Origin of the sequence: Mycolicibacterium sp. MU0053 (assembly GCF_963378095.1) — a bacterium.
Classification (GTDB): Bacteria; Actinomycetota; Actinomycetes; order Mycobacteriales; family Mycobacteriaceae; genus Mycobacterium; species Mycobacterium burgundiense.
In genome coordinates this window covers 3465851-3491042 of the sequence record NZ_OY726397.1, presented here as the reverse complement: position 1 = coordinate 3491042, position 25192 = coordinate 3465851, and the positions used below count along the sequence as shown (strand labels likewise).

At 68.2% G+C, this 25192-nt stretch carries 22 protein-coding genes and 2 tRNA genes; 15 read left to right on the top strand and 9 right to left on the bottom strand.

Features of this window, described 5'->3' with window-relative positions:
• Positions 1-77: 77 nt before the first annotated feature.
• The gene (locus RCP80_RS16395; protein WP_308478677.1) at positions 78-1208 is read right to left on the bottom strand and encodes a PQQ-dependent sugar dehydrogenase; all 1131 of its coding nucleotides are present in this window, start codon (positions 1206-1208) and stop codon (positions 78-80) included.
• A 144-nt stretch (positions 1209-1352) separates the two neighbouring features.
• Between RCP80_RS16395 and RCP80_RS16390 the strand changes: the two genes are divergently transcribed.
• Positions 1353-2183: a DoxX family protein gene (locus RCP80_RS16390; protein WP_308478676.1), complete on the top strand. Its 831-nt coding sequence runs from the start codon at positions 1353-1355 to the stop codon at positions 2181-2183.
• Positions 2184-2186: 3 nt separating this feature from the next.
• On the opposite strand, the gene RCP80_RS16385 is transcribed toward RCP80_RS16390, so the two are convergent.
• Complete coding sequence (locus tag RCP80_RS16385; RefSeq protein ID WP_308478675.1) at positions 2187-2570, bottom strand: PH domain-containing protein; 384 nt, start codon at positions 2568-2570, stop codon at positions 2187-2189.
• A 283-nt stretch (positions 2571-2853) separates the two neighbouring features.
• Here RCP80_RS16385 and RCP80_RS16380 point away from each other — a divergent pair, with 283 nt between their 5' ends.
• From RCP80_RS16380 to ilvC, 3 genes are all read left to right on the top strand, one after another.
• Entirely contained in the window at positions 2854-4692 is a 1839-nt protein-coding gene (locus RCP80_RS16380) for an acetolactate synthase large subunit (protein WP_373693361.1), read from the top strand.
• A complete protein-coding gene (ilvN, locus tag RCP80_RS16375; protein WP_308478673.1) occupies positions 4692-5204 on the top strand; it encodes an acetolactate synthase small subunit in 513 nt (170 codons plus the stop codon). Before RCP80_RS16380 ends, ilvN begins: the two co-directional genes overlap by 1 nt.
• Positions 5205-5269: 65 nt before the next feature.
• The gene (gene ilvC / locus RCP80_RS16370) at positions 5270-6271 is read left to right on the top strand and encodes a ketol-acid reductoisomerase (protein ID WP_308482883.1); all 1002 of its coding nucleotides are present in this window, start codon (positions 5270-5272) and stop codon (positions 6269-6271) included.
• A 48-nt stretch (positions 6272-6319) separates the two neighbouring features.
• Here ilvC and RCP80_RS16365 read toward each other — a convergent pair whose 3' ends face one another.
• Complete coding sequence (locus RCP80_RS16365; RefSeq protein WP_308478672.1) at positions 6320-7747, bottom strand: phytoene desaturase family protein; 1428 nt, start codon at positions 7745-7747, stop codon at positions 6320-6322.
• 93 nt (positions 7748-7840) lie between these two features.
• Here RCP80_RS16365 and serA point away from each other — a divergent pair, with 93 nt between their 5' ends.
• Both serA and RCP80_RS16355 read left to right on the top strand, forming a co-directional pair.
• Positions 7841-9427 carry a phosphoglycerate dehydrogenase gene (gene serA / locus RCP80_RS16360; RefSeq protein WP_308478671.1) on the top strand — a complete coding sequence of 529 codons (1587 nt, stop codon included), beginning with the start codon at positions 7841-7843 and terminating at the stop codon, positions 9425-9427.
• A complete protein-coding gene (locus RCP80_RS16355) occupies positions 9424-10434 on the top strand; it encodes a 3-isopropylmalate dehydrogenase (RefSeq protein WP_308478670.1) in 1011 nt (336 codons plus the stop codon). Before serA ends, RCP80_RS16355 begins: the two co-directional genes overlap by 4 nt.
• Here the strand turns inward: RCP80_RS16355 and RCP80_RS16350 are convergent.
• The 3 genes from RCP80_RS16350 to RCP80_RS16340 form a co-directional block, all read right to left on the bottom strand.
• On the bottom strand, positions 10431-11579 hold the full coding sequence (locus RCP80_RS16350) for an MFS transporter (RefSeq protein WP_308482882.1): 1149 nt from the start codon (positions 11577-11579) through the stop codon (positions 10431-10433). The two genes, RCP80_RS16355 and RCP80_RS16350, sit on opposite strands and share 4 nt — an antisense overlap.
• A gap of 103 nt (positions 11580-11682) precedes the next feature.
• Positions 11683-14049, bottom strand: a complete 2367-nt coding sequence (locus RCP80_RS16345) for an esterase-like activity of phytase family protein (protein WP_373693360.1) — start codon at positions 14047-14049, stop codon at positions 11683-11685.
• 88 nt (positions 14050-14137) lie between these two features.
• Positions 14138-15346, bottom strand: a complete 1209-nt coding sequence (locus tag RCP80_RS16340) for an oxygenase MpaB family protein (protein ID WP_308478668.1) — start codon at positions 15344-15346, stop codon at positions 14138-14140.
• 84 nt (positions 15347-15430) lie between these two features.
• On the opposite strand from RCP80_RS16340, the gene RCP80_RS16335 reads away from it, so the two are divergent.
• From RCP80_RS16335 to RCP80_RS16315, 5 genes are all read left to right on the top strand, one after another.
• A complete protein-coding gene (locus tag RCP80_RS16335; protein WP_308478667.1) occupies positions 15431-16063 on the top strand; it encodes a TetR/AcrR family transcriptional regulator in 633 nt (210 codons plus the stop codon).
• A 9-nt stretch (positions 16064-16072) separates the two neighbouring features.
• Positions 16073-16849, top strand: coding sequence for a fumarylacetoacetate hydrolase family protein (locus tag RCP80_RS16330; protein ID WP_308478666.1), 777 nt, complete (start codon positions 16073-16075; stop codon positions 16847-16849).
• Positions 16849-18330: a glutamate--tRNA ligase gene (gltX, locus tag RCP80_RS16325; protein ID WP_308478665.1), complete on the top strand. Its 1482-nt coding sequence runs from the start codon at positions 16849-16851 to the stop codon at positions 18328-18330. The genes RCP80_RS16330 and gltX overlap by 1 nt, the downstream gene beginning before the upstream one ends.
• 127 nt (positions 18331-18457) lie before the next feature.
• Positions 18458-18529 (top strand) — tRNA-Gln (locus RCP80_RS16320).
• 71 nt (positions 18530-18600) lie between these two features.
• Positions 18601-18676 (top strand) — tRNA-Glu (locus tag RCP80_RS16315).
• Between the two features lie 27 nt (positions 18677-18703).
• Here the strand turns inward: RCP80_RS16315 and RCP80_RS16310 are convergent.
• Positions 18704-19201, bottom strand: a complete 498-nt coding sequence (locus tag RCP80_RS16310) for a PPOX class F420-dependent oxidoreductase (RefSeq protein WP_308478664.1) — start codon at positions 19199-19201, stop codon at positions 18704-18706.
• Positions 19202-19264: 63 nt separating this feature from the next.
• Between RCP80_RS16310 and RCP80_RS16305 the strand changes: the two genes are divergently transcribed.
• Positions 19265-20524 carry an APC family permease gene (locus RCP80_RS16305; protein WP_308478662.1) on the top strand — a complete coding sequence of 420 codons (1260 nt, stop codon included), beginning with the start codon at positions 19265-19267 and terminating at the stop codon, positions 20522-20524.
• Here RCP80_RS16305 and RCP80_RS16300 read toward each other — a convergent pair.
• Complete coding sequence (locus RCP80_RS16300; RefSeq protein WP_308478661.1) at positions 20521-21222, bottom strand: IclR family transcriptional regulator; 702 nt, start codon at positions 21220-21222, stop codon at positions 20521-20523. The two genes, RCP80_RS16305 and RCP80_RS16300, sit on opposite strands and share 4 nt — an antisense overlap.
• Positions 21223-21295: 73 nt before the next feature.
• On the opposite strand from RCP80_RS16300, the gene leuC reads away from it, so the two are divergent.
• The 3 genes from leuC to RCP80_RS16285 all read left to right on the top strand — a co-directional run bounded on the left by leuC (position 21296) and on the right by RCP80_RS16285 (position 24203).
• On the top strand, positions 21296-22711 hold the full coding sequence (gene leuC, locus RCP80_RS16295; RefSeq protein ID WP_308478660.1) for a 3-isopropylmalate dehydratase large subunit: 1416 nt from the start codon (positions 21296-21298) through the stop codon (positions 22709-22711).
• A gap of 26 nt (positions 22712-22737) precedes the next feature.
• Entirely contained in the window at positions 22738-23334 is a 597-nt protein-coding gene (leuD, locus tag RCP80_RS16290; RefSeq protein ID WP_308478659.1) for a 3-isopropylmalate dehydratase small subunit, read from the top strand.
• 200 nt (positions 23335-23534) lie between these two features.
• Positions 23535-24203, top strand: coding sequence for an HU family DNA-binding protein (locus RCP80_RS16285; protein ID WP_308478658.1), 669 nt, complete (start codon positions 23535-23537; stop codon positions 24201-24203).
• A 61-nt stretch (positions 24204-24264) separates the two neighbouring features.
• Here RCP80_RS16285 and mutT1 read toward each other — a convergent pair whose 3' ends face one another.
• A complete protein-coding gene (gene mutT1 / locus RCP80_RS16280) occupies positions 24265-25176 on the bottom strand; it encodes an 8-oxo-(d)GTP phosphatase MutT1 (RefSeq protein ID WP_308478657.1) in 912 nt (303 codons plus the stop codon).
• Positions 25177-25192 lie beyond the last annotated feature (16 nt).

Genomic DNA, 25192 nt, shown 5'->3' with positions numbered 1-25192 from the left:
ACCCACATCACGTGAAATGCGATCGCTACCCACATTCGACACCCCGCACCCCCTCAACGCGTTACCGACCCACCCTCCTAGGTGATCTCGGCCTCGTTGCGCGGGAAGCCGCCCTCCGGGAACAGCGGGAAGACGACGTCGTCGAGCTTGTCCGGGTCGCCGACGGTCCGGTTCACCGTGGCGCCCCACACGTTGCCGTCCGGGGACAGCCGCACCGCCCACGCGTGACCGTGCTGACCGTCGCGGACCACCTCCGGATCGCCGGTGACCGCGCCGCTGTCGGCGGCCAACCGCACCGCCACGGTCTGCTTGGTGTCCACCAGATTGACCAGAACGGTGCCGTCGAGCGCCGCGCAGCCGGCGACGCCGGGCTTGTCGGGCCAGGTCCACACCGTCGAGGTGGTGGAGTCCTTGGTGATCCGCTGCAACCGGTCGGCGGTGGGGGTGCGGTCGGTGATGTACAGCGCGCCGTCGGCCGGGTCGGTGCACATGCCACCGGCCGCGCCGAGTCCGCTCAGCGCGGTGGTCAGCGGGGCCTGGCCCCGGGTCGTCGGCTGCTCGATCCGCAGCAGCTTGCCGGCCAGCGACCCCGGGTCGGCGGCCATTCCCGGACTGCCCGCGTCCCCGGTCTGCACCAGCAGCGTGGTGGGGCTGGTGAAGATCAGCGCGCCGGCGTTGCCGGTTGCGCCCTTCGGGATTCCGGTGAGCAGCTCCTTGGGCGGGTCGTTGTCGGCGATGCGCACCACCCGGTTGTCCGTCGGGGTGCTGATGTAGGCGTACATCAACCCGTCCTGGTTGAAGGTCGGCGACTTCACGATGTCCAACAGTCCGCCGTCGCCGGACCCGTCGACCGGGATGGTGGTCATCACCTTGGGCTCGGCGTTGATCGCCACTTCCTTGATCGCGCCGGTGGTGCGTTCGGCGACCAGCGCGGTCTTGCCGGCCGGCCCCATGATCAGTCCGCTGGTGCTGCCCAGGCAGCCCTGCATGACACCGGTCGCGGGGCAGGCCTTGGGGAACGGTTTGCCCGGCAGCGGTGGCGGCGGGGGCGGCGTCGTGGTGGTGGGCGGTTTGAGCTCGGGTTCGGTGGTGAAGGGCTGTGACACCGCGTCGTCGAAGCGCGCGCACCCCGCTGCGCCCGCCGAAACCAGGACGAGCACGGCGCACGTCGCGGTCAGCACGCGCGGCACCGGACGGCGGATCTGCATGCAGTCAGGTTACGGATCGTCGTGCGGTGCCCGCCACGGGCGGTGCCCGCGCCCCCCACCGGGAACGTCACCATCCGATATAGGTCGCCGAAAGCGGGCCGCAAATGCCGGGATCTGAGAAGGGTTGCACTTACCCTGGCAGACGTGACGAGTCCATCGCATGACCCAAGCTGGCAGCGGCCGGGCGACACGTCGTCCGGGGCCGGTCCCTCGCGGCCCAGCACGGCGAGCCTGGTCGACCCCGAGGACGACATGCCGTCGGATACCTACGGCGGCGATTTCGAAACCACCGCAATCCCACAGTACGGAGCGGCCCCGTCCGCGACGGGTTACAGCCTGCTCAACGATCCCGAACCGCTGCCCTACGTGGCGCCGCACGATGACCGTCCGCCGATGATCGGCCCCGCGGCGATCGAACCCGATGACTACGACGCGGCGCGCCGCGCCGGCCGGCGCGGCACCCAGGACCTCGGATTGCTGCTGCTGCGCGCCGGTTTCGGGGCACTGCTCATTGCGCACGGTCTGCAGAAGGCGTTCGGCTGGTGGGGCGGGTCCGGGCTGGGCAGCTTCGGTGACGGACTGGCCAACCTGGGTTATCAGCACGCCGAACTGCTGACCTACCTGGCGGCGGGCACCGAGATCGCCGCCGGTGTCCTGCTGGTGCTCGGCCTGTTCACGCCGCTGGCCGCCGCCGCGGCGCTGGCCTACCTGGTCAACGGCCTGCTCGCCGCCGTCGTGACGCAACAGGACTCCGGACGCGTGGAGTTCTTCCTGCCCGACGGGCACGAATTCCAGCTGACCCTGATCGTGATCGCGGCCGCGATCATCCTGATCGGGCCCGGCCGCTACGGGTTCGACGCGGGTCGCGGGTGGGCGCGCCGACCGTTCATCGGCTCGTTCGTGGCGCTGTTGCTCGGTGTCGGCGGCGGCATCGCGGTCTGGGTGCTGCTCAACGGCACCAACCCGCTGGCCTGATCCTCACTCGTAGGGGTTGGGCACCCGCCCGCCGCTGGCCTCGGCCAGCAGCGGCAACGTCGAGAACGACACCGCGGGCAGCGTGAGTTCACCGCCGTCGACGAGGGTCGCCCGGGCCCAGGAACTCTTGGTGAACTTCAGACCCTTGACCTCGTCCCAGCCCACCGTGGTGCTCTTCCACAGCGACCGAGCGGTCAGCGTGTCGCGGTTTGCCACGGTGCGCAACCGGATGATGCTCACCGACGCCAGCACCGGGATGAGCAGGATGGGCGTGAGCCAGGGCAGGGCCAGGATGGGCAGCAGCATGGCGAAGGCCATGACCACGACAGCAAGATGCGCCATCGGGGACATCCTGATCACCACGGGAGCTTCGGGTGCGGCAGCCATCCCGCCATCTTGCCTGGGTAGCGGGACGGCAGTCCGCGCAGGTCAAGGAATTTGACGCGGGCACTGGACCAGGACTACCGTCATGCGCTATGACCACCCGCGAGATTCTCGTAGTAGTAAGCCGGCGCGTTGGTGCCGCGTAAGGTCTAGCGAGGCCCTCACCAGGCCAAGCCTACGAGCATCAACGCGCAACCCTCGTGCAGCAACAGCTGACGGGGGTTTTTTGTTGCTCCGGCCCACCACCTAAGAACCTAACCAGCCAGATGATCAGCAAGGACACATCGTGAGCGCTCCCACCACGCGGCCACCCGCTTCGGTGACTGCACCCAAACCCACGAACGACCAGCCCTCCGGGACCGGCAACCGCGTCCCGCCGCAACAGCTCACCGGCGCGCAGTCGGTGGTCCGTTCGCTGGAGGAGATGGGCGTGGAAACCATCTTCGGGATCCCGGGCGGGGCGGTACTGCCGGTCTACGACCCGTTGTTCGACTCGAAGAAGCTGCGCCACGTGCTGGTCCGCCATGAGCAGGGCGCGGGCCACGCGGCCAGCGGCTATGCGCACGCCACCGGCAAGGTCGGTGTCATGATGGCGACGTCGGGGCCCGGGGCCACCAACCTGGTCACGCCGTTGGCCGACGCGCAGATGGACTCGATCCCGGTGGTGGCCATCACCGGTCAGGTCGGCCGCGGGTTGATCGGCACCGACGCCTTCCAGGAGGCCGACATCTCCGGCATCACGATGCCGATCACCAAGCACAACTTCCTGGTGCGCAGCGGCGACGACATCCCGCGCGTCATCGCCGAGGCCTTCCACATCGCCTCGAGCGGGCGTCCCGGGGCAGTGCTGGTGGACATCCCCAAGGATGTGCTGCAGGGCCAGTGCACCTTCAGCTGGCCGCCGGAGATGGACCTGCCCGGCTACAAGCCGAACAGCAAGCCGCACAACCGCCAGATCCGCGAGGCCGCCAAGCTGATCGCCGCGTCCCACAAACCCGTGCTGTACGTCGGCGGCGGTGTCATCCGGGGTGAGGCGACCGCCGAACTGCTGGAGCTGGCCGAGCTGAGCGGCATTCCGGTGGTGACCACGCTGATGGCCCGCGGCGCCTTCCCGGACAGCCATCCGCAGCACCTGGGCATGCCCGGTATGCACGGCACGGTCGCTGCGGTGGCCGCGTTGCAGCGCAGCGACCTGCTGATCGCGCTGGGCACCCGGTTCGACGATCGGGTCACCGGCCAGCTGGACTCGTTCGCCCCGGAAGCCAAGGTGATTCATGCCGACATCGACCCGGCCGAGATCGGCAAGAACCGCCACGCCGATGTCCCGATCGTGGGTGACGTCAAGGCCGTGATCGTCGAACTGACCGCGGCGCTGCGTCGTGACGATGTGCCCGGCAACATCAAGATGGATCAGTGGTGGGAGTACCTGGCCGGCGTGCGGTCCACCTACCCGCTGAGCTATGGCCCGCAGAGCGACGGCAGCCTGAGCCCCGAGTTCGTCATCGAGAAGCTCGGTGAGATCGCCGGTTCGGATGCGGTCTATGTCGCCGGGGTCGGTCAGCACCAGATGTGGGCCGCCCAGTTCATCAAGTACGAAAAGCCGCGCACCTGGCTGAATTCCGGCGGTCTGGGCACCATGGGCTTCGCCATCCCGGCGGCGATGGGCGCCAAGATGGCCCGGCCCGAGGCCGAGGTGTGGGCCATCGACGGCGACGGCTGCTTCCAGATGACCAATCAGGAACTGGCCACCTGCGCCATCGAGGGTGCACCCATCAAGGTCGCGCTGATCAACAACGGCAACCTGGGCATGGTGCGGCAATGGCAGACCCTGTTCTACGGGGAGCGCTACAGCCAGACCGACCTGTCCACGCACAGTCAGCGCATCCCCGATTTCGTGAAGCTGGCCGAGGCGCTCGGCTGTGTCGGGTTGCGTTGCGAGCGCGCCGAAGACGTCGAAGACGTGATCAACCAGGCGCGCGCGATCAACGACCGCCCCGTCGTGATCGACTTCGTCGTGGGCGCCGACGCCCAGGTGTGGCCGATGGTCGCCGCGGGCACAGGCAACGACCAGATCATGGCGGCCCGCGACATCCGTCCGCTGTTCGACAACGAGGAGCAGGTCTGATGGGCACCGGAGTGACCACGCACACGCTGTCGGTGCTCGTCGAGGACAAGCCGGGTGTCTTGGCCCGGGTGTCGGCGCTGTTCTCCCGCCGTGGCTTCAACATCAAGTCACTGGCGGTCGGTCCGACCGAGCAGAAGAACATGTCGCGCATGACCATCGTCGTCTCGGTCGAAGATTTCCCGCTCGAGCAGATCACCAAGCAGCTCAACAAGCTGATCAACGTGATCAAGATCGTCGAGCAGGACGAGGAGAACTCGGTGTCGCGTGAGCTGGCCATGATCAAGGTCCGTGCCGACGCCGGTTCCCGAAGCCAGGTGATCGAGGCGGTGAACCTGTTCCGCGCCAAGGTCGTCGACGTCTCCACCGAGTCGCTGACGATCGAGGCCACGGGTACCCAGGAAAAGATCGGGGCCCTGTTGCGCGTGCTCGAGCCGTATGGCATCCGCGAGATCGTGCAATCCGGCGTCGTCTCGTTGGCACGCGGCCCGCGCGGCATCGGCTCCGCGAAATAACCCCAAATTCACCGCACCACGAATAGATAAGGAAGAAGTAGTTGGCAGCACAATCAAGCGTTGAGATGTTCTACGACGACGACGCAGACCTGTCCATCATCCAGGGTCGCAAGGTCGGCGTGATCGGTTACGGCAGCCAGGGCCACGCACATTCACTGTCGCTGCGCGACTCGGGTGTGCAGGTCAAGGTGGGCCTCAAGGAAGGCTCGAAGTCCCGCGAGAAGGTCACCGAGCAGGGACTCGAGGTCGACACCCCGGCCGAGGTCGCCAAGTGGGCCGATGTGATCATGCTGCTCGCGCCGGACACCGCGCAGGCCGAGATCTTCAGAGGAGACATCGAGCCCAACCTCGAGGACGGCAACGCGCTGTTCTTCGGCCACGGGCTCAACATCCACTTCGGTCTGATCAAGCCGCCGGCCAACATCACCATCGGCATGGTCGCCCCGAAGGGCCCGGGCCACCTGGTGCGGCGCCAGTTCGTCGACGGCAAGGGCGTGCCCTGCCTGATCGCCGTCGAGCAGGACCCCAAGGGCGAAGGTGAGGCCCTGGCGCTGTCCTACGCCAAGGGCATCGGCGGCGCGCGGGCCGGCGTCATCAAGACCACCTTCAAGGACGAGACCGAGACCGACCTGTTCGGTGAGCAGGCCGTGCTGTGCGGCGGCACCGAGGAATTGGTGAAGACCGGCTTCGACGTCATGGTCGAGGCGGGCTACGCGCCCGAGCTGGCCTACTTCGAGGTGCTGCATGAGCTCAAGCTGATCGTCGACCTGATGTACGAGGGCGGCATCGCCCGGATGAACTACTCGGTGTCCGACACCGCCGAGTACGGCGGCTACCTGTCGGGTCCGCGCGTGATCGACGCCGACACCAAGGACCGCATGCGCGCGATCCTCAAGGACATCCAGGACGGCAAGTTCGTCAAGCGTCTGGTGGCCAACGTCGAGGGTGGCAACAAGGAGCTGGAGCAGCTGCGCAAGGAGAACGCCGAGCATCCCATCGAGGTCACCGGCAAGAAGCTGCGTGACCTGATGAGCTGGGTGGATCGCCCCATCACCGAAACTGCTTAAACAGTCACACCTGATTTCGGCGTGATTTCCCGCGGTGAGCGCGGGAAATCACGCCGAAATCGTTGGTAGCTCCAGGCCGAATTCGCGACGCAACACCGTGCGGGCGGCGTAGTAGCCACCCATGCCGTGCACGCCGCTGCCGGGCGGGACGGCCGAGGAACACAGATACGCCTGGGGTATCGGCGTCGACCACGGATTCCAGCGCAGGGCCGGGCCGGTCGCGACGCTGAACAGGTTGGCCCCGCCCACCCCGATGTCCCCGCCGACCAGATTCGCGTTGTGCTCCGAAAGCCGGGCGGCCGGCACGCTGCGCACCCCGACCACCAGGTCCCGGAAGCCGGGCGCGAACTCCTCGAAGACCTTGGTCACCGCCTCGGCCTGATCGACCGGCGACCCCGCGGGCACGTGCGCGTAGGTCCACAACGGTCGGCGGCCCTGCGCGTCGATGCGGCCGGCGTCCGTCAGATGCGGCAGCGCCGCCAGGATCATCGGCCAGTCGGCGTGCCGCCCGTGGGCGACGTCGCGCTCGGCGCGCGCCATCATGGCTCGGTCGCCACCCATGTGCAGGGTGGGTGCCGCCGCCAGGCGGGGATCCCGCCACGGGATCTCACCGCTGAGGACGAAGTCGACCTTGGCCACCCCCGGCCCGTACCGGTAGCGCCGCAACGTCCTGGCGTAGCGGGCCGGTAGCCGGTCGCCGTAGATGCGCAGCAGCGCGGTGGGCGCCGTGTCGTAGATCACCACCCCCGGCGGCGGGCTGGTGACCTCCTCGCCGAGCACCACTTCGCCGCCGTGGGCGCGTAGGTCGGCGAGCAGCGCGTCCGGGATGGCCTGTGACCCGCCCGCCGGTATCGGCCACCCCACCGCGTGCGCCAGGCTCGCCAGCATCAGGCCCGCGCCTGCGGACACCAGCGACGGCATTCGCGAAATAGCATGTGCGGCAACGCCACTGAACAGCGCCCGAGCGTCAGCGCCGGCCAGGGTGTTCCACGCGGGGCCGCCCTGCAGGAGCATTCGGGGGACCAGCTTGGCGGCCGCGGAGAGGCTCGGCGGCATCGAGCGCTTGTCGCCGAGCACCAGCGCGACCACGTTGTCGCAGTCGTCGACCAGTGGGCCGAGCAGCCGCCGCCACGACGCGCCGTCGTCGAGCTCGGCGCAGGTGCGATCGATGTCGCGGTAACCGATCGCGGCGGGTCGCCCGGGCAGGGGATTGCCGTAGGACACCTCCGGCACCGACAAGTTCACGCCACGCGCGGGCAGGTCGTAGGCGGCGAAGAACGGCGAGGCCAACGCCAGCGGGTGCACCGCCGAGCAGATGTCGTGCGAGACCCCGGCGAATTCCGGGTCTGGCAGGGTGCGGGCGCCGCCGCCGGCCGTGGCTTGCGCCTCGAGCACCCGGACCGAGAGCCCGGCGCGGGCACAGAGCACTGCTGCGGCCAGCCCGTTCGGGCCGCTCCCGACTACTGTGACGTCCACATCCACCCCAGACTGTTCGGCGTACGTTCAGGTAGGAGTACCCGCAACGCTCCTGCCCTCGCCTCCGAAATTACCGCCCATTAGGCTGTCCGGGTGAGTTTGCCCGTTGTACTGATCGCCGACAAGCTGGCCCCGTCCACCGTGGAAGCCCTGGGGGACCAGGTCGAAATCCGCTGGGTGGACGGTCCGGACCGTGAAAAACTGCTGGCCGCCGTGCCGGACGCCGACGCCCTGCTGGTGCGTTCGGCGACCACGGTGGACGAGGAGGTGCTGGCCGCGGCGCCCAGGCTCAAGATCGTGGCCCGGGCCGGTGTCGGCCTGGACAACGTCGATGTCGACGCCGCCACCGCGCGCGGTGTCCTCGTCGTGAACGCGCCAACCTCCAACATCCACAGCGCCGCCGAGCACGCGCTGGCGCTGCTGCTCGCCGCCGCCCGGCAGATCCCCGCCGCCGACGCCACGCTGCGCGAGCGCACCTGGAAGCGCTCGGCGTTCTCCGGTACCGAGATCTTCGGCAAGACCGTCGGTGTGGTCGGGCTCGGTCGGATCGGTCAGCTGGTGGCTCAGCGGCTGGCCGCCTTCGGCACCCACGTGGTGGCCTACGACCCCTACGTGCCGCCGGCGCGCGCGGCGCAGCTGGGCATCGAGATGCTGCCGCTCGACGAATTGCTCGGCCGTGCCGACTTCATCTCCGTGCACCTGCCCAAGACCCCGGAGACCGCGGGCCTGTTCGGCGCGGAGACGCTGGCGAAGGCCAAGCCGGGTGTGGTGATTGTCAACGCCGCGCGCGGCGGTTTGATCGACGAGCAGGCCCTGGCCGATGCGATCAAGAGCGGTCATGTCCGCGCCGCCGGGTTGGATGTGTTCGCCACCGAGCCGTGCACCGACAGCCCGCTGTTCGAGCTTCCCCAAGTGGTGGTCACCCCGCACCTGGGGGCCTCGACCGAGGAGGCCCAGGACCGGGCCGGCACCGACGTCGCCGCGAGCGTGAAGCTGGCGCTGGCCGGCGAGTTCGTCCCGGATGCGGTCAACGTCGCCGGCGGGCCCGTCGGTGAGGAAGTCGCCCCGTGGCTGGAGCTGGTGCGCAAACTCGGCGTGTTGGTCGGAACCCTGTCGGAGGACCCGCCGGTTTCGTTGAGCGTCGGTGTCTTCGGCGAGCTGGCTTCGGAAGAGGTTGACATCCTTCAACTTTCGGCGCTGCGCGGGCTGTTCTCCACGGTCCTCGATGATCCGGTGACGTTTGTCAACGCCCCGTCGCTGGCGAAGGTGCGCGGGGTGTCCACCGACCTGGTGACCGCCACCGAAAGCCCCAATCATCGCAGCGTCGTCGATGTGCGTGCGGTCCATGCCGACGGCTCGTCGGTGAACGTCTCCGGCACGTTGTCCGGACCCCAGCAGGTCGAGAAGATCGTCCAGATCAACGGCCGGAACTTCGACCTGCGGGCCGAAGGCGTCAACCTGCTCATCAACTACAGCGATCAGCCGGGTGCGCTGGGCAAGATCGGCACGCTGCTCGGCACCGCCGGTGTGAACATCGTCGCGGCTCAGCTCAGCCAGGACGCCGAGGGTGGGGGCGCCACGATCATGCTGCGGTTGGACCGCGACGTGCCCGAGGACGTCCGCGCCACCATCGCATCCGCGGTGGAGGCCACCACACTGGAAGTGGTTGACCTGACATGAAACTCGCGATCATCGCCGGCGACGGCATCGGACCAGAGGTCATCGGCGAGGCCGTGAAGGTGCTCGATGCGGTGCTGCCGGGCGTGGAAAAGACCGACTACGACCTCGGCGCGCGTCGGTACCACGCCACCGGCGAGATCCTGCCGGAATCGGTCATCGAGGAGTTGCGCGAGCACGATGCGATCCTGCTCGGCGCGATCGGGGATCCGTCGGTGCCCAGCGGCATGCTCGAGCGGGGCCTGCTACTCAAGCTGCGGTTCGCGCTCGACCATCACGTCAACCTGCGTCCCTCACGGTTGTATCCCGGTGTCAGCAGCCCGCTTTCGGGTGATCCGCAGATCGATTTCGTGGTCGTGCGCGAAGGCACCGAAGGCCCCTACACCGGAAACGGTGGCGCCCTGCGCGTCGGTACGCCCCATGAGGTGGCCACCGAGGTCAGCGTGAACACCGCGTTCGGTGTCCAACGCGTGGTGCGCAATGCGTTTGCGCGCGCCGCCGGGCGTCGGAAGCACGTCACCCTGGTGCACAAGAACAATGTGTTGGCCTTCGCCGGCGGTCTGTGGTCCCGGGTGGTCGACGAGGTCGCCCGCGAATACCCGGATGTCGAGGTCGCCTACCAGCACGTCGACGCGGCCACCATCCACCTGGTGACCGATCCCGGCCGGTTCGATGTCATTGTCACCGACAACCTGTTCGGCGACATCATCACCGATCTGGCCGCCGCGGTGTGCGGCGGGATCGGGCTGGCCGCCAGCGGCAATATCGATGCCACCCGGACCAATCCGTCGATGTTCGAACCGGTGCACGGCAGTGCTCCCGACATCGCCGGCCAGGGCATCGCCGACCCCACCGCCGCGGTGATGTCGGTCGCGTTGCTGTTGGCCCACGTCGGTGAGGAGGGTGCCGCCGAGCGGGTCGACAAGGCCGTCGAGCGGCACCTGGCCAGCCGGGGTGACGCGAAGCTGTCGACCAGCGAGGTCGGGGAACGGATTCTGGGCCGGCTCTAGCCCATCGGGTCGTCGCGAACCGGCACCAGCGGGATTGCCAGCAACGGAAACAACGCGCAGACCGCGAAGGCGACCGGGAATCCCGCCAGGCCGATCAGGGCGCCGAAGGCGGGCGGCACCACCCCCGAGGTGAACAACTGCGCGGTGTTCTGCATCCCGAGCGCCCGCCCGCTCCAGAACGGTCCGGCGATCTCGGCGATGGCGGTGAACGCCAGGCCGTTGTCCGAGACCGTGACCACCGACGCGACCATCATGACCGCGATCGCCCAGGACGAACCGAGCTGATCGGTCAACGCCAGCAGACCCATCGCGACCGCGGCGGCCCACGCGATGGTCCGAACCGGGCGCAGTCGCGAGCCGACGACGTCCGACCATCTGCCCGCGGCGATGCGGCCTGCGGCGCCCAGGATCTGGGCGGCGGTGACGATGGCCCCGGCCGAGACCGCCGACCACCCGCGGTCGGCCATCAACCACACCAGGGTGAAGGTCCACACCATCGACTGGGGGATGACCAGCAACACCGAGGCCGCGTGGATCCGCCACAGCGTCGATGAGTTCCGGTAGGGGTTGGCCAACTCGGTGTGGTGCGCATCGGCGCGCGGCGGACGCGGGGGATCGAGCACGCCGACGGCCGTGATGACCGCGGCGAGCGTGCACACCCCGGCGGGAAACAACAGCGCCGCCGACACCCCGCGAGACTCGGCGAGTTGCGGAATCACCAAGGCGCCCAAGGCGACTCCGAGCGGTTGTGCGGTCTGCCGGATGCCCATCACCAGCCCGCGCTGGTGCGGCGGAAACCAGCCGACCACCACCCGGGCGCTGGCGGTGTTGCTGCTGGCGGCCGCCATGCCGCCGAGGAACAGGAACGCCGCCACCGCGGGCAGCGAATCGACGGACGCGGCGGCGAAGGCCGCGGCCGCGGTCAGGGCCGAACCCGCGGTCAGGACAAGCCGCTCACCGACCCGGTCCACCACGTAACCCCATGCCAGCAGCGTGACGACCGTACCGAAGCTCGGCATCGCGACCATGAGGCCGGCCTGGGCGAAGTCCAGGCCGCGCTCGCTGTGCAGGGTGGGGATCAGGAACGCGGTGCCGTTGATGAAAACGTTGGCGAACAGGGTGGCCGCCAGCGCGATCACCAACATGGACCAGCGTCGCTGGGTGCTGATATCGCCGCCGGTCACCCGACCATTGTGCCTGCCCTCCCAAGGCGTTGAAAATCGGTCTCAGGATCTGGGAGGGCGCGGATCACCCGAGCGCGTCGTGAGCCGGCCCCAGATCAAGGAACACCGTTTCGCCGCTGGCATCGTCGAGGCCGTCGTTGTCGGTCACCACGAACAGCTTCCCGTTACCGGCGACCGCGACACCCTCGACCTTCTCCTGCACCCAGCCGCCGGTGGCCCGCAGGTCCGGCAACAGGTCGCGGGCCAGGGTCTTGGTCAGCACCTCGGGCCGGTCCGCGGCGCCGGTGACGCCGGCCGCGGTGGGCATCTCGACCCGGTAGAGCGCCTTGACGCGGGCATCCGGACCGCCCCGCTTGTCGCGCTCCAGCACCAGCAGCGCACCGTCGTGCACCCCGATCTCGGACAGCCCGATCCAGTCATCCGGGTGGTCAGTGCTCTCCAACGGGTAGCCGTACCACTGCCATTCGCCGGATTCCGGGCTGTACTTGCCGATCCTGGCCACCCCGGCCGGATCGGTGGACAGTTCGCGCTGCAGCGCGACCCACACGGTGTCGCCGTCCAGTGCCACGCCTTCGAGCCCCTGACCGCCGAGCGCGGCGGCGATATCCGCCGGCAACGCGATGCGGGCGTTGATCGCACCGTCGGCGGCCACGCTGACGAGTTGGTTCGCCACGCCTTCGGCCCCCTCGACCGCCAGATAGAACCCGCCGTCGGGTCGGCCCGCGATGCCCTCGACATCCAGTGTCACCGCGGTGCCGTTCTCGGTAACGGCGATCTCGCGGTCGATCAGCGCGGGTGTCTGGGAGACGTCGACGCCGAGCACCCGCGCGGGTCCGTAGGCGTCGTCGGTCGCGGTCAACAGGCGGTTCTCGTCGAGCGGATCGGCGCTCAGGGCCCCGAGCGCGCCCCACCCGATCGGGACGCCGTCCACGGCGCCGGAGACGATGGACGGAAAGGCCGGAACCGCGCCCTCGGCGGCGAATTCGGCACCGTAGCCGTAGACGGTCACCGACGCCCGGACCCGGGCTTCGGCGTCGTCGGCCTCGGAGGAGACGACGAACAGGTCGCGCTGCGGGATCGGCAGCAGGCCCTCCGGACCGTTGGTCGACGGCAGCAACTGCCGGAACACCGGCGCGGCGATGTCGCTGATGTCGTAGAACGCGACGAAGTTCGAGCGCTCGGAGCCGACCAGCGCGAGCGGTCGGCCACCGACCTCGGCGACGGCGATCCCTTCGGGCTCCGGTCCCTTGGACTCGGCGCGGCTCTCGTTGTGCAGACCCGCCGAGACCGCCAGCTCCGAGAAGGAGCTGCCGGAATCCCAGACCACCTCCCCGGTTCCGGCGTCGAAGACCGTCCAGCCGCGGGTGCCGCCCTTCCAGTCACCCTCGTTGGCGGTGACGACGTGAGTGTCGCCGGCCCAGGCGATCGCGTCCGGCTCGCGCGGGAGATCGTCGATCGAACCGCTTTGGTCGATCACGCCGTCTTCGGCGGTGTCGATGCCGTCGACCGACTGGGTTCCGGCGGTGAAAATCGAATCCACCTCGCCGGTGGGACCGTCGATGATCGCGATGCCGTTGTTCTCCTGCAGCGTCACCGCGATCTGACCGCGCGCGTTGATGCTCACGTACTCGGGCTCGAGATCCTCGGGGGTGTCCAGACCCGCGGCGCGGGCCGCCTCGACGTCGAACTCGACCTTGCGCTGCGACCAGGTGGCGGGTGCACCGACGAGGTCGACGATCGAGACGAATCCCGTTGGCGGCTGCGGCAGGTCGCCCTCCTCGCCGCCGGCCGGGGTGAACTCCTCGTCGCGCTGATTCTCGATCGCGATCGCGGCAAATGATCCGTCGGGGCTGACGGCGATCGAATCCGGTTGCCCGCCAAGGTCGATGCTGTGCAGCAGGGTGCGGTCGGCGATCCGCACCACATCGATGCGCCCCGAAGGCGCCGCGAAACCACCGCCGGTGGTGTCCACGACGACGATCAGGTGCTCACCGGCCACGGCCACCGAGGTGGGCTGGTCGACGGCGTTGCCCAGCTCGGCCAGCGAGAGTGTGCCGCGCCCAATCGGATTCGCCGGGTCGGTGATGTCGAGGAATCCCACGCGGTTGGCCACCGCGTCGGTGTAGATCACGGTGTTGCCGTCGTCGGTCACCGCCGAGATCTCCGCGACGGTCTCGGTCTCGGCGGACTCGGCGGGCGGACGGTTCAGGTAGATCGGATAGGTGGCGAGGCGGTGATAGCGCTCGGCCGCGGGCACATTCCAGGTGATCGACGACGCGGCGACCGGCCCGTCCGGGCGCGTCGGCGCTTCGGGGCCGGCCGGCTCGGTCGAGGAGCAGGCGGCTGCCACGAGCGCCGCGGCACCCGCCACCGCCAGGGTTGATCCCACGTTCGTTCTTGCCACGGTGCAGCCTCCGGTCGTCGCGCGCATCAGCGTGGTGAGCGTTGCGGATCCGGATGAGCTGCTGGGGTGCTTGCGGTGAACGTCGGGTGTCCGGCAGCTTGCGGAGAAGGTGCCGTCAGCCCGCGGCGGCCAGGCGGTCGTGGCGATCGTAGTTGCGGTCGCCACGCGTCTGCGCCATCCCGCGCGCAACCAGACCCCGACGCGCGCGTTGCCCCAATTCCTCACTGAGCCATGTCATGCCGGGCAGAATTCGGCGGTACTCCAGGGCTCGGTTGACCGCCGAGGTGGCCAATACCGCGGCCTGCAGTCCCTTGTTGTCGGCCAGGCCGAGCCGGTCGGCGTTGGTCTTGCCCAGGATCAGCCGGCTGTAGGACGACAGGTAGCCGCGCGCCAACTCGGTGACCCAACCCTCGTTGCGGTCGGCGTGCAGCGCCTGGGCCAGCAGGTACGAATCCTCGTCGGGTTCGAATTCGCTGTCGGCTTCCAGCCAGAACAACCGCCAGGTGTCGGATTCGGAGGTGGGTACCAGCTCGGGGTGCACGCCCATCAGCAGGCCGACGTAGCGCCAGAAGTGGAACACCGCGTCGCGTTCGCGCTCGGAGAAACGCATCCCCATGGCCTGACAGCCGGCGAGGTTGGCCAGCGAGAACAACATCAGGGTGCCGGCCAACTGGACCTGGTTGATCGGGGCGTCCCAACCCTCGTAATCCCAGTCGTCGCGCCGGTTCATCGCCGCGCGCACCAGCGCGTGCATCAACCGGACCCGCAGCGTGCCGGTGAACCCGTCGGCGAAGCGGTGCAGTCCACCCGGAGAGGTGACGTCGATGTACCACGCGGCGGTCTCGTTGAGCCGCCGCGGCGCCATCCGGTGCAGATCGCCGGTGCCCACCAACGGCTTGTCGGCCTTGGACGCCAAATACCCGCCGGTGAGCGCCAATCCGGGCAGCGCAAGACCGATGCCGACGACTCCGGTGCGCATGCTGACCCGGGCGGCCAACTCGAGCTTGTCGTGATCGAGCCAATAGGGCTGATCGTCGACGGCGGCGAAGAAGGCCACCAACTCCGCGGGGGCGTCGTCGACCGCGTCGATGCCGTGCTCGACAGCGGTGTCGAACATCGCCCGACCCGCACCGGTGGGTAGGCGCTGGATCATCGCGACGACATCGTCGGCCACCGGATCGCCGAGGTCGGCGTAGCGGCGAAACGAATGGCGCTGGGCCGCCGTGGCGCGGACGTCTTCGCCGGGCAGCAGACGCATGAACAGGTTGAACGGGAACACCGTCAACGCCGGCGGATTCGGCAACTTCTCGGCAGCAGGTCCCATCGGTGGCGCACCTTCCCTCTATTTGGTGACAGTCTTCACCAGAAGGCGGGGTCGGTCAAGGAAACGGGTGCGACAATCGATGCCATGTCGACGCGGGCGCGCACCTACGGCGGCGCCACCTCCGGGGAGCGGCGCGCCAAACGTCAGGCCGCGCTGATGGATGCGGCGCTGGACCTGATCGAGCAATCCGGGATCGCCGGTCTCACCGTCCGCGGCGTCTGCACGGCGGCCCGGCTCAACGACCGCTACTTCTACGAAAGTTTCCGCACCACCGACGAATTGCTGCTGGCGATATTCGACGCCCAGATCGTGCTGGCCTCCACGGCCATGGTGGCCGCGATCAACGACAGTGCCCCCGATCCGGTGGTGCGGGCGCGCGCCGCGATCGGGACGGGGCTGCGGCATCTGGTCGCGGATCCGCGGCGCGGGCCACTGCTGATCGAGTCACAGGCCACCGAGGGACTGCGGGCCCGGCGGCGGGATCTGATCAAGTCGCTGGCGCAGATCATGTCCGATCAGGGTCGCGCGCTGCTCGCCGGCCTGGCCGCCGACGCCGTGGCGCCCGACCTGGACCTGGCGGCGCTGACCCTGGTCGCGGGCGGCTTCGACCTGGTCACCGGCTGGCTGCGGGGCGAACTCGACATCAGCCGCGAGCACCTGGAGGACTTTCTGGTGGCCTTGGTCACCGCGCGGCGGGTCAGCCCGGGCACTCACTAAGCTGGGCCAATGCGACTCGGTCGAATTGCCAGCCCAGACGGTGTCGCCTTCGTGAGCATCGAAGGCGACGCCGGCCAGGAAACCTGCCGCGAGATTGCCGAACATCCCTTCGGCACACCGACGTTCACCGGACGGTCCTGGCCGCTGGCCGACATCCGGCTGTTGGCCCCGATCCTGGCCAGCAAGGTGATCTGTCTCGGCAAGAACTACGCGGCCCACGCCGAGGAGATGGGCGGCACCGCGCCCGAGGATCCGGTGATCTTCCTCAAGCCCAACACCGCGATCATCGGGCCCGGGGTGGCCATCCAACTGCCCGCCGATGCCAACCCGGTGCATCACGAGGGCGAATTGGCCGTCGTCATCGGCCGGCCCTGCAAGGACGTTCCGGCCCCCCGGGCCGCCGAGAACATCCTCGGTTACACGATTGCTAACGACGTCTCGGCGCGCGATCAGCAGCAGCAGGACGGCCAGTGGATGCGCGCCAAGGGCCATGACACCTTCTGCCCGGTGGGTCCGTGGATCGTCACCGACCTCGACCCGGCCAACCTGGACCTGCAGACCACGGTCAACGGTCAGGTGCGCCAGCAGTCCAACACCGCGCTGATGATCCACGACGTCGGCGCCATCGTCGAATGGGTTTCGAAGGTGATGACGCTGCTGCCCGGCGATCTGATCCTCACCGGTACTCCGGAGGGGGTTGGACCGATCGAGGACGGCGACACCGTCAGCATCACCGTCTCAGGGATCGGCACGTTGACCAATCCCGTTGTGCGTAAAGGAAAATAATGACGTCGTCCACTTCGAATGTGCGGGTCCGGTTCTGTCCGTCACCGACCGGCACGCCGCATGTCGGCCTGATCCGTACGGCGCTGTTCAACTGGGCCTACGCTCGGCACACCGGCGGCACGTTCGTGTTCCGCATCGAGGACACCGACGCCGCGCGCGACAACGAGGAGAGCTATCAGGCGCTGCTCGATGCGCTGCGTTGGTTGGGCCTGGACTGGGACGAGGGGCCCGAAGTGGGCGGACCCTACGGTCCGTACCGGCAGTCGCAGCGACGCGAGATCTACCTCGACGTGATCGACCGGTTGCTCGCGGCGGGGGAGGCCTACGAGGCGTTCTCCACCGCCGAGGAGGTCGAGGCCCGCCATATCGCGGCCGGCCGCAGCCCGAAACTCGGTTACGACAACTTCGACCGCGACCTCACCGCGGAGCAACGAGCGGGCTACCTGGCCGAGGGCCGCAAACCCGTTGTGCGCCTGCGGATGCCCGATGCCGACCTGACCTGGCACGATCTGGTCCGAGGTGAGACGACCTACCCGGCGGGCTCGGTGCCTGATTTCGCGTTGACTCGCGGCAGCGGGGATCCGTTGTACACCTTGGTCAATCCCGTCGACGACGCGTTGATGAAGATCAGCCACGTGCTGCGCGGCGAGGATCTGCTGCCGTCCACACCGCGGCAGTTGGCGTTGTATTCGGCCCTGATCCGGATCGGCGTTGCCGAGGAGACCCCGCAGTTCGGTCACCTGCCGCCGGTGCTCGGCGAGGGCAACAAGAAACTGTCCAAGCGCGATCCGGAGTCCAACCTGTTCCTGCACCGGGAGCGGGGCTTCATCCCCGAGGGCCTGCTGAATTATCTTGCGCTGCTGGGCTGGTCGATCGCCGATGACCGGGACATCTTCAGCATCGAGGAGATGATCGCGGCCTTCGACGTGGTCGACGTCAACTCGAATCCGGCCCGGTTCGATCAGAAGAAGGCCGACGCCCTCAACGCCGAACACCTCCGGCTGCTCGACGAGGACGACTTCACCGCTCGATTGCGCGACTACTTCACCGACCACGGCCACGACACCGGACTCGACGACGCCGGTTTCGGCGAGGCGGCGCGGTTGGTGCAGACCCGCGTGGTGGTGCTCGGCGACGCCTGGACGCTGCTGAAGTTCTTCGACGAGCGCTCCTATGAGATCGACCCGAAGGCCGCGGGCAAGGAACTCAAGGCCGAGGCCGCCCCGGTGCTCGACGCCGCGGTGGCGGCGCTCGAAGACGTGGGGGACTGGAGCACCGAGGCGATCGAGGCCGCGCTGAAGGCCAGCCTGATCGACGAGCTGGCGCTCAAGCCGCGGAAGGCCTTCGGTCCGGTCCGGGTGGCGGTCACCGGCTCGCTGGTGAGCCCGCCGCTGTTCGAATCGCTGGCGTTGTTGGGCCGCGACCGCAGTCTGGCCCGACTGCGGGCGGCGCGGGCGGCCCTGCCGGTCAGCGGCGGGTGACTCCGGTGTGAAAGGTGCCGGTAATCTTTGGTAGTCTGCTCGTCGGCCCATGAAGGGCTGGTGTCAGCGCACCGAATCGGCGCCTACAGCGGCGAAAGCGCTCTCACCAGCAAGGATGGGTCGAAAATGGGGTATGGTGTAATTGGCAACACAGCGGTTTCTGGTACCGTCGTTCTAGGTTCGAGTCCTGGTACCCCAGCTGAAACGAAGTGATCCGGAGGATTAGGCCAGCTGTGCAAGGTCGGCTATGCTGACCCTCCGGAAGTTCTAGCCCCCGTCGTCTAGCGGCCTAGGACGCCGCCCTCTCACGGCGGTAGCGTGGGTTCGAATCCCATCGGGGGTACCAACCAGCCGGCAGGTCCTGATCCGCGAATCAGGCCTGCGGGGCGGTGGATCCGGACATCGGCATGGCGGGCAAGCCCAACTTGCGGTGATCCCAGGAACGGACCCGGTTGGTGATCAATCGCACGGCCACCCTCTTGTTCATCATCATGTCGACGCCCGCCCGCATGTCCTCGGTGTACGGCCCCGTGTAGCGCTCCCACACGCTGACGCCCACGCGGAAGACGGTGTCCGGCTCGTCGGTGATCTCTACGGTGCCCTCGAACGACACGCCGCGCAGGGTGTCGTAGGTGTCACCGGTCTCGATCATGAAGGTGAACCGGGGATCGCGCCGCAGGTTGACGGCCTTCTGCGACTTGATCTTGGTCTCCAGCCAGATTTCCCCGTCGACGATCCCATACCACATGGCCACCAGGTGGGGTTGCCCGTCGGCACCGATGGTGGCCAACGTTCCGGTGCGACTGGTGGTGACGAATTCGGTGATCTCGTCCTCGGACATCACGATCTGCGAGCGCTGATTGGTTCCCATGCGCGACAGTGTTCCAGGTCGCTGCCGTGCGTAAGGGCCAAGCGCGCAGTATGGTCGGCCACGATGACCGCCGGCCCGCCCCCGGATGCCCCAGTTGGCTTGCCCCGCAGGCTCGGCCTCCTCGACGCCGTGACGATCGGCCTGGGGGCGATGCTGGGCGCCGGCATCTTCGTCGCGCTCGCGTCCGCCGCGCAGGCCGCCGGGCCCGCTTTGCTGCTCGGGTTGGCGCTCGCGGCGATCATCGCCTACTGCAATGCCGTGTCGTCGGCGCGGCTGGCGATCCGGTACCCGGTGTCCGGCGGCACCTACGTCTACGGCCGAGAGCGCCTCGGCGAGTTCTGGGGATACCTGGCCGGGTGGGGCTTCATCGTCGGCAAGACCGCGTCCTGCGCGGCGATCGCGTTGACCGTCGGGCACTACGTGTGGCCCGGGAGTCCGCAGGCGATGGCGATCGCGGCCGTGATCGTCGTCACCGTCGTCAACTATCTCGGCGTGCAGAAGTCGGCGTTGGCGACGCGGGTGATCGTCGGGGTGGTGCTGACGGTGCTCGCGGCCGTCGTGGTCGCGGTGTTCACCTCCGGTCTGGCCGAGGCCGGCCGCGTCGCCCCGGGGCAGGACGCGAGCGTTCCCGGGGTATTGCAGTCGGCCGCACTGTTGTTCTTCGCGTTCGCGGGGTACGCCCGCATCGCGACACTCGGCGAAGAGGTGCGCGATCCGGTCCGGGTCATCCCGCGCGCGATCCTGATCGCCCTGTCGTTGACCACACTCTGTTACGGCGCCGTCGCAGTGGCCGTATTGGCGATCCTCGGCCCCCAGCGGTTGGCCGCCTCGGCGGCCCCGTTGGTGGCGGCGGTGACGGTGGCCGGGGTGCCGGTCTTGGTGCCGGTGGTGGCGCTGGCCGCAGTGATCGCCGCGGTGGGCTCACTGCTGGCGCTGCTGCTCGGGGTGTCCCGCACCGTCCTGGCGATGGCGCGGGATCGGCATCTGCCCCCGGCCTTGGCGGCCGTGCACCCACGGTTCGGGGTGCCGCATCGCGCCGAGCTGGCGGTGGGGGTGGTGGTCGCGGTGCTCGCGGCCACCCTCGACCTGCGTGCCGCCATCGGCTTCTCGTCGTTCGGAGTGCTGGTGTATTACGCGATCGCCAACGCGTCGGCCTTCACGCTGCGCGACACCGAGGGGCGGACCCGCCGGTTGCTGCCGGTGTTCGGGATGCTGGGCTGTCTGACGCTGGCGTTCGCCCTGCCGGTCTCGACAATCCTGGCCGGTGTGGCGGTATTCGCAGTCGGCGCCGCCGCTTACGTGCTGCGCCGCGGTCGTCGTTAGAGCCTGCGGGTCAACGCGTCCGAGGCGGCCAGCAGATCGGCGGCCCACCGGACACCGGGTCGGCGGCCCATCCGGTCGATGGGTCCGGACACCGAAATCGCAGCAATCACCGCACCCTTGGCGTCGCGGACCGGGGCCGACACACTGGCCACCCCGGGCTCGCGTTCGGCGGCGCTTTGTGCCCAACCCCGCTTGCGGACCTCGGCGAGGGTGCGGTCGCTGAACTTCGCGGCCGGCAGCACGGCCTGTTGGGTGCCGGCGTCGCTGTAGGCCAACAGGACTTTCGCCCCGGAGCCGGCGGTCATCGGCATCCGCGCGCCGACCGGGACGGTATCGCGAAGCCCGGCAGGCGGTTCCAAGGCGGCCACACATACCCGTGCGGTGCCTTCCCGGCGGTACAACTGCACGCTCTCACCGGTGATCTCGCGCAGCTTCGGCAGCACCTGGGCGCCGGCGGCCAGCAGCGGGTCACTGACGTGGACGGCGAGTTCGGCCAGCGCCGGACCCAGTCGCCACCGGCCCTCGCTGTCGCGGGCGAGCAGCCGGTGGACTTCGAGACCGGCGGCCAGCCGGTGCGCGGTGGCCCTGGGCAGCCCGGTCCGCTCGCACAGTTCGGCGAGGCCGCACGGCGAATCGGCGATCGCATGAAGCACGCCCACGGCTTTGTCAAGGACGCCGATGCCGCTATCCTGTCTCACAGGGAGATACTAGCGTCCCGCATGCTGAGATTGCCAGTCCAACGATCCAGCCCAGCGGGGGAATCGAGAAGTGATGGCCACCAATACTGCACCGCGCACCATGGCCGAAAAGGTCTGGGCCGACCACGTCGTCGCCTCCGGCGACGGCGAACCGGATCTGATCTACATCGACCTGCATCTGGTCCACGAGGTGACCAGCCCGCAGGCCTTCGACGGTCTCCGGTTGGCCGGCCGGCCGGTGCATCGACCGGATCTGACCATCGCCACCGAGGACCACAACGTCCCGACGATCGACATCGACAAGCCGATCGCGGACCCGGTGTCGCGCACACAGGTCGACACGTTGCGGCGCAACTGCGCCGAATTCGGCATCCGGTTGCACCCGATGGGGGATGCCGAACAAGGGATCGTGCACATCATCGGACCACAACTGGGCCTGACACAGCCCGGCATGACCGTGGTATGCGGGGACAGTCACACCTCCACCCACGGTGCCTTCGGCGCGCTCGGCATGGGGATCGGCACCTCCGAGGTCGAGCACGTGCTGGCCACGCAGACGTTGCCACTCAAACCCTTCAAGACGATGGCGGTCAACGTCGACGGCACCCTGCCCGTCGGCGTGACCGCCAAGGACATCATCCTGGCCGTCATTGCCAAGATCGGCACCGGCGGCGGGCAGGGGTACGTCATCGAGTACCGCGGCAGCGCCATCGAGGCACTGTCGATGGAGGGCCGGATGACCGTGTGCAACATGAGCATCGAAGCGGGCGCCCGGGCCGGCATGGTCGCCCCGGACCAGACCACCTATGAGTATCTGAAGGGCCGGCCGCACGCTCCGACCGGCACGGATTGGGATGACGCCGTGGCCGCGTGGGACCGGTTGCGCACCGACGAGGGCGCGGAATTCGACACCGAGGTCCACCTTGACGCCGCCTCGCTGAGCCCGTTCGTGACCTGGGGAACCAACCCCGGACAAGGTGTTCCGTTGTCGGCGACGGTGCCCGATCCGGAGCTGATGACCGATGACGCCACGAAGCTCTCGGCCGAGAAGGCACTGGCGTATATGGACTTACAACCCGGTACCCCGATGCGGGAGATCCCCGTGGACACCGTCTTCGTGGGCTCCTGCACCAACGGCCGCATCGAAGATCTGCGCGCGACCGCCGAGGTCTTGCGCGGGCGCAAGGTCGCCGACGGCGTGCGGATGTTGATCGTGCCGGGTTCCATGCGGGTGCGCGTCCAGGCCGAAGCCGAAGGCCTCGGCGAGGTTTTCGTGGCCGCCGGAGCCGAGTGGCGCCAGGCGGGCTGCTCGATGTGTCTGGGCATGAACCCCGATCAGTTGTCCCCGGGGCAGCGCTGCGCATCGACGTCCAACCGCAACTTCGAGGGCCGACAGGGCAAGGGTGGCCGAACTCACCTGGTGTCCCCGGCAGTGGCCGCTGCCACCGCTATTCGCGGCAAGCTGTCCTCCCCGGACGACCTGAACTAGCAGACTGGACTCAGAGGAGAACCCTGATGGATGCTTTCAGAACCCACACCGGCATCGGCGTCCCGCTGCGGCGGTCCAATGTCGACACCGATCAGATCATTCCGGCGGTCTACTTGAAGCGCGTCACCCGAACGGGTTTCGAGGATGGATTGTTCGCGGAATGGCGCAACGACCCGAGCTTCGTTTTGAATCTGCCGCCTTTCGACCGTGGCTCGGTTTTGGTCGCCGGCCCGGATTTCGGCACCGGTTCCTCACGCGAGCACGCAGTCTGGGCCTTGATGGACTACGGCTTTCGAGTGGTCATCTCGCCCCGCTTCGCCGACATTTTCCGGGGCAATGCCGGGAAAGCCGGGCTGCTGGCCGCCCAAGTTTCACAAGATGATGTCGAACTTCTTTGGAAGCTCATCGAACAGCACCCAGGGCTGGAAATCACTGTGGATCTTCAAGATCGAAATATCGTCGCCGGAACGGCGGTGGTGCCGTTCATCATTGACGACTACACCGCCTGGCGGCTGCTCGAAGGGCTCGACGATATTGGCCTTACGCTGCGGAAACGCGATGAGATCGAGGCTTACGAGGCGGCCCGGCCGGCGTGGAAACCGCGCACATTGCCGGCCTCCTGAGGGGCGCGAAAGGCCCTAATTGACGGTGGGTTAACCGGGTTCTGTACCGCCCTTGCCACCGCCGCAGGGCCCCAACCGGATTGAAAAAAGTTCGCTGGCATTACCTGAAACCGCGCGTGGCTCTTGGAAATCAGCCATTACAGGGTTTACCGTGTCCACTAGTCGGTCCAAAGAGGGCCACTGGTTTCGGAGGTTTTGGGATGAACAAAGCAGAGCTGATCGACGTGCTCACGGAGAAACTGGGCTCGGACCGTCGTCAGGCCACGGCCGCGGTCGAGCATGTCGTCGACACCATTGTGCGCGCCGTGCACAAGGGTGACAGCGTGACGATCACCGGCTTCGGGGTTTTCGAGCAGCGCAGGCGCGCCGCTCGTGTTGCGCGGAATCCGCGCACCGGCGAGACGGTGAAGGTGAAGCCGACGTCGGTTCCCGCCTTCCGTCCGGGCGCGCAATTCAAGGCGGTTGTCTCTGGGGCACAAAAGCTCCCGGCTGACGGTCCGGCCGTGAAGCGCGGAGTTGTCGCAGGTCCGGCCAAGAAGGCCGCCAAGAAGGTCGCCAAGAAGACCGCCGCCAAGAAGGCGGCACCGGCGAAGAAGGCCGCGGTCAAGAAGGCCGCACCGGCCAAGAAGACCGCCGCCAAGAAGGCCGCACCGGCCAAGAAGGCGACGCCGGCCAAGAAGACCGCTGCCGCCAAGAAGGCGGCACCGGCGAAGAAGGCCGCGGTCAAGAAGGCCGCACCGGCCAAGAAGACCACCGCCGCCAAGAAGGCGGCACCGGCCAAGAAGACCGCCGCCAAGAAGGCGCCGGCCCGCAAAGCCGCAACCAAGGCTCCGGCCCGCAAGGCGCCGGCCAAGAAGGGCCGCAAGTAGTTCAACGCGAATACGCCGCGGGAGTTGAACTCCCGCGGCGTATTCGTGTGTTCGGCCGCTCCTAGCGGACGGGCCGCGGACTGTCGAGGTGGTCGGCGGCCACCAGCCGCTCGCCCGCCAACGACAGAATCCAGACGCTTCCCTTACGGTTTCGTGACGTCTCCGGCGAAATCCCCGCGGACTTGCACCACCATGAGATCAGGTCGGGGATCACCTTGCCCTGTGTGCAAATAACCCTGGTGCTTGGCAGTGCGGCGATTTCGAGGACTCGGGCCCGGCCGCGCTTGGGATGCTCGGCGTAGGCCTCCTCGGTCAGCAACGGTTCGTTGTGCACCGCCACCCCCAACTCGTCGGCCAGCGGCGCGATGGTCTGATGGCAGCGCACCCGGTCGGCGGCATGCAACTCCCGCGCGCCGAACGCCAGCAGCAGGCCCACCAGGGATTCGGCCTGGGCCCGACCGTTCTTGTCCAGCGGGCGCTTTCGGTCGTCGCCGCGGAACTTGCCCTTCCGTCCGGCAGTCGCGTGCCGGACGATCAGCAGATTGCGGGTGTCCGCCGGGAGTTCGACGAACTGGCGCAACACCGCCTGGTCGTGCTCATACTTCAGTTGCGTCAGCGCCTCCTCGGCCGGCAGCCACAACAGCTTGTCCACTTCGTGATTCGGGCTGAATACACCCGAACCGGCGCGCGCCGCCCAATACTGGACGTGTTTGGTGCCCTCCTCCACCGGGTAGGTGACCGACATCAGCCGCCGTCCGAGTTCGGCGTGATAACCGGTCTCCTCCTGGATTTCCCGGACCGCGGTGACCGCCAAACTCTCGCCGGGATCGACCTTGCCCTTGGGGAGGGACCAGTCGTCGTAGCGGGGCCGGTGGATCACAGCCACCTCGGGCAGCGACGGGCCCGCGGGGCCCGGCCGCCACAGCACCGCACCGGCAGCGAGCACCGGCTCTGGGGGTTTCTGTTTCGGCACCTCAACTCCTGCATGT

Coding starts and splice junctions, on each gene's coding strand:
- ilvN (WP_308478673.1), top strand. CDS start 4,692: ATGGGCACCGGAGTGACCACGCACACGCTGTCGGTGCTCGTCGAGGAC.
- leuC (WP_308478660.1), top strand. CDS start 21,296: ATGGCCACCAATACTGCACCGCGCACCATGGCCGAAAAGGTCTGGGCC.
- RCP80_RS16285 (WP_308478658.1), top strand. CDS start 23,535: ATGAACAAAGCAGAGCTGATCGACGTGCTCACGGAGAAACTGGGCTCG.
- leuD (WP_308478659.1), top strand. CDS start 22,738: ATGGATGCTTTCAGAACCCACACCGGCATCGGCGTCCCGCTGCGGCGG.
- RCP80_RS16305 (WP_308478662.1), top strand. CDS start 19,265: ATGACCGCCGGCCCGCCCCCGGATGCCCCAGTTGGCTTGCCCCGCAGG.
- RCP80_RS16330 (WP_308478666.1), top strand. CDS start 16,073: ATGCGACTCGGTCGAATTGCCAGCCCAGACGGTGTCGCCTTCGTGAGC.
- RCP80_RS16355 (WP_308478670.1), top strand. CDS start 9,424: ATGAAACTCGCGATCATCGCCGGCGACGGCATCGGACCAGAGGTCATC.
- RCP80_RS16385 (WP_308478675.1), bottom strand. CDS start 2,570: ATGGCTGCCGCACCCGAAGCTCCCGTGGTGATCAGGATGTCCCCGATG.
- RCP80_RS16345 (WP_373693360.1), bottom strand. CDS start 14,049: ATGCGCGCGACGACCGGAGGCTGCACCGTGGCAAGAACGAACGTGGGA.
- RCP80_RS16340 (WP_308478668.1), bottom strand. CDS start 15,346: ATGGGACCTGCTGCCGAGAAGTTGCCGAATCCGCCGGCGTTGACGGTG.
- RCP80_RS16395 (WP_308478677.1), bottom strand. CDS start 1,208: ATGCAGATCCGCCGTCCGGTGCCGCGCGTGCTGACCGCGACGTGCGCC.
- RCP80_RS16335 (WP_308478667.1), top strand. CDS start 15,431: ATGTCGACGCGGGCGCGCACCTACGGCGGCGCCACCTCCGGGGAGCGG.
- ilvC (WP_308482883.1), top strand. CDS start 5,270: ATGTTCTACGACGACGACGCAGACCTGTCCATCATCCAGGGTCGCAAG.
- RCP80_RS16350 (WP_308482882.1), bottom strand. CDS start 11,579: ATGTTGGTGATCGCGCTGGCGGCCACCCTGTTCGCCAACGTTTTCATC.
- RCP80_RS16310 (WP_308478664.1), bottom strand. CDS start 19,201: ATGGGAACCAATCAGCGCTCGCAGATCGTGATGTCCGAGGACGAGATC.
- gltX (WP_308478665.1), top strand. CDS start 16,849: ATGACGTCGTCCACTTCGAATGTGCGGGTCCGGTTCTGTCCGTCACCG.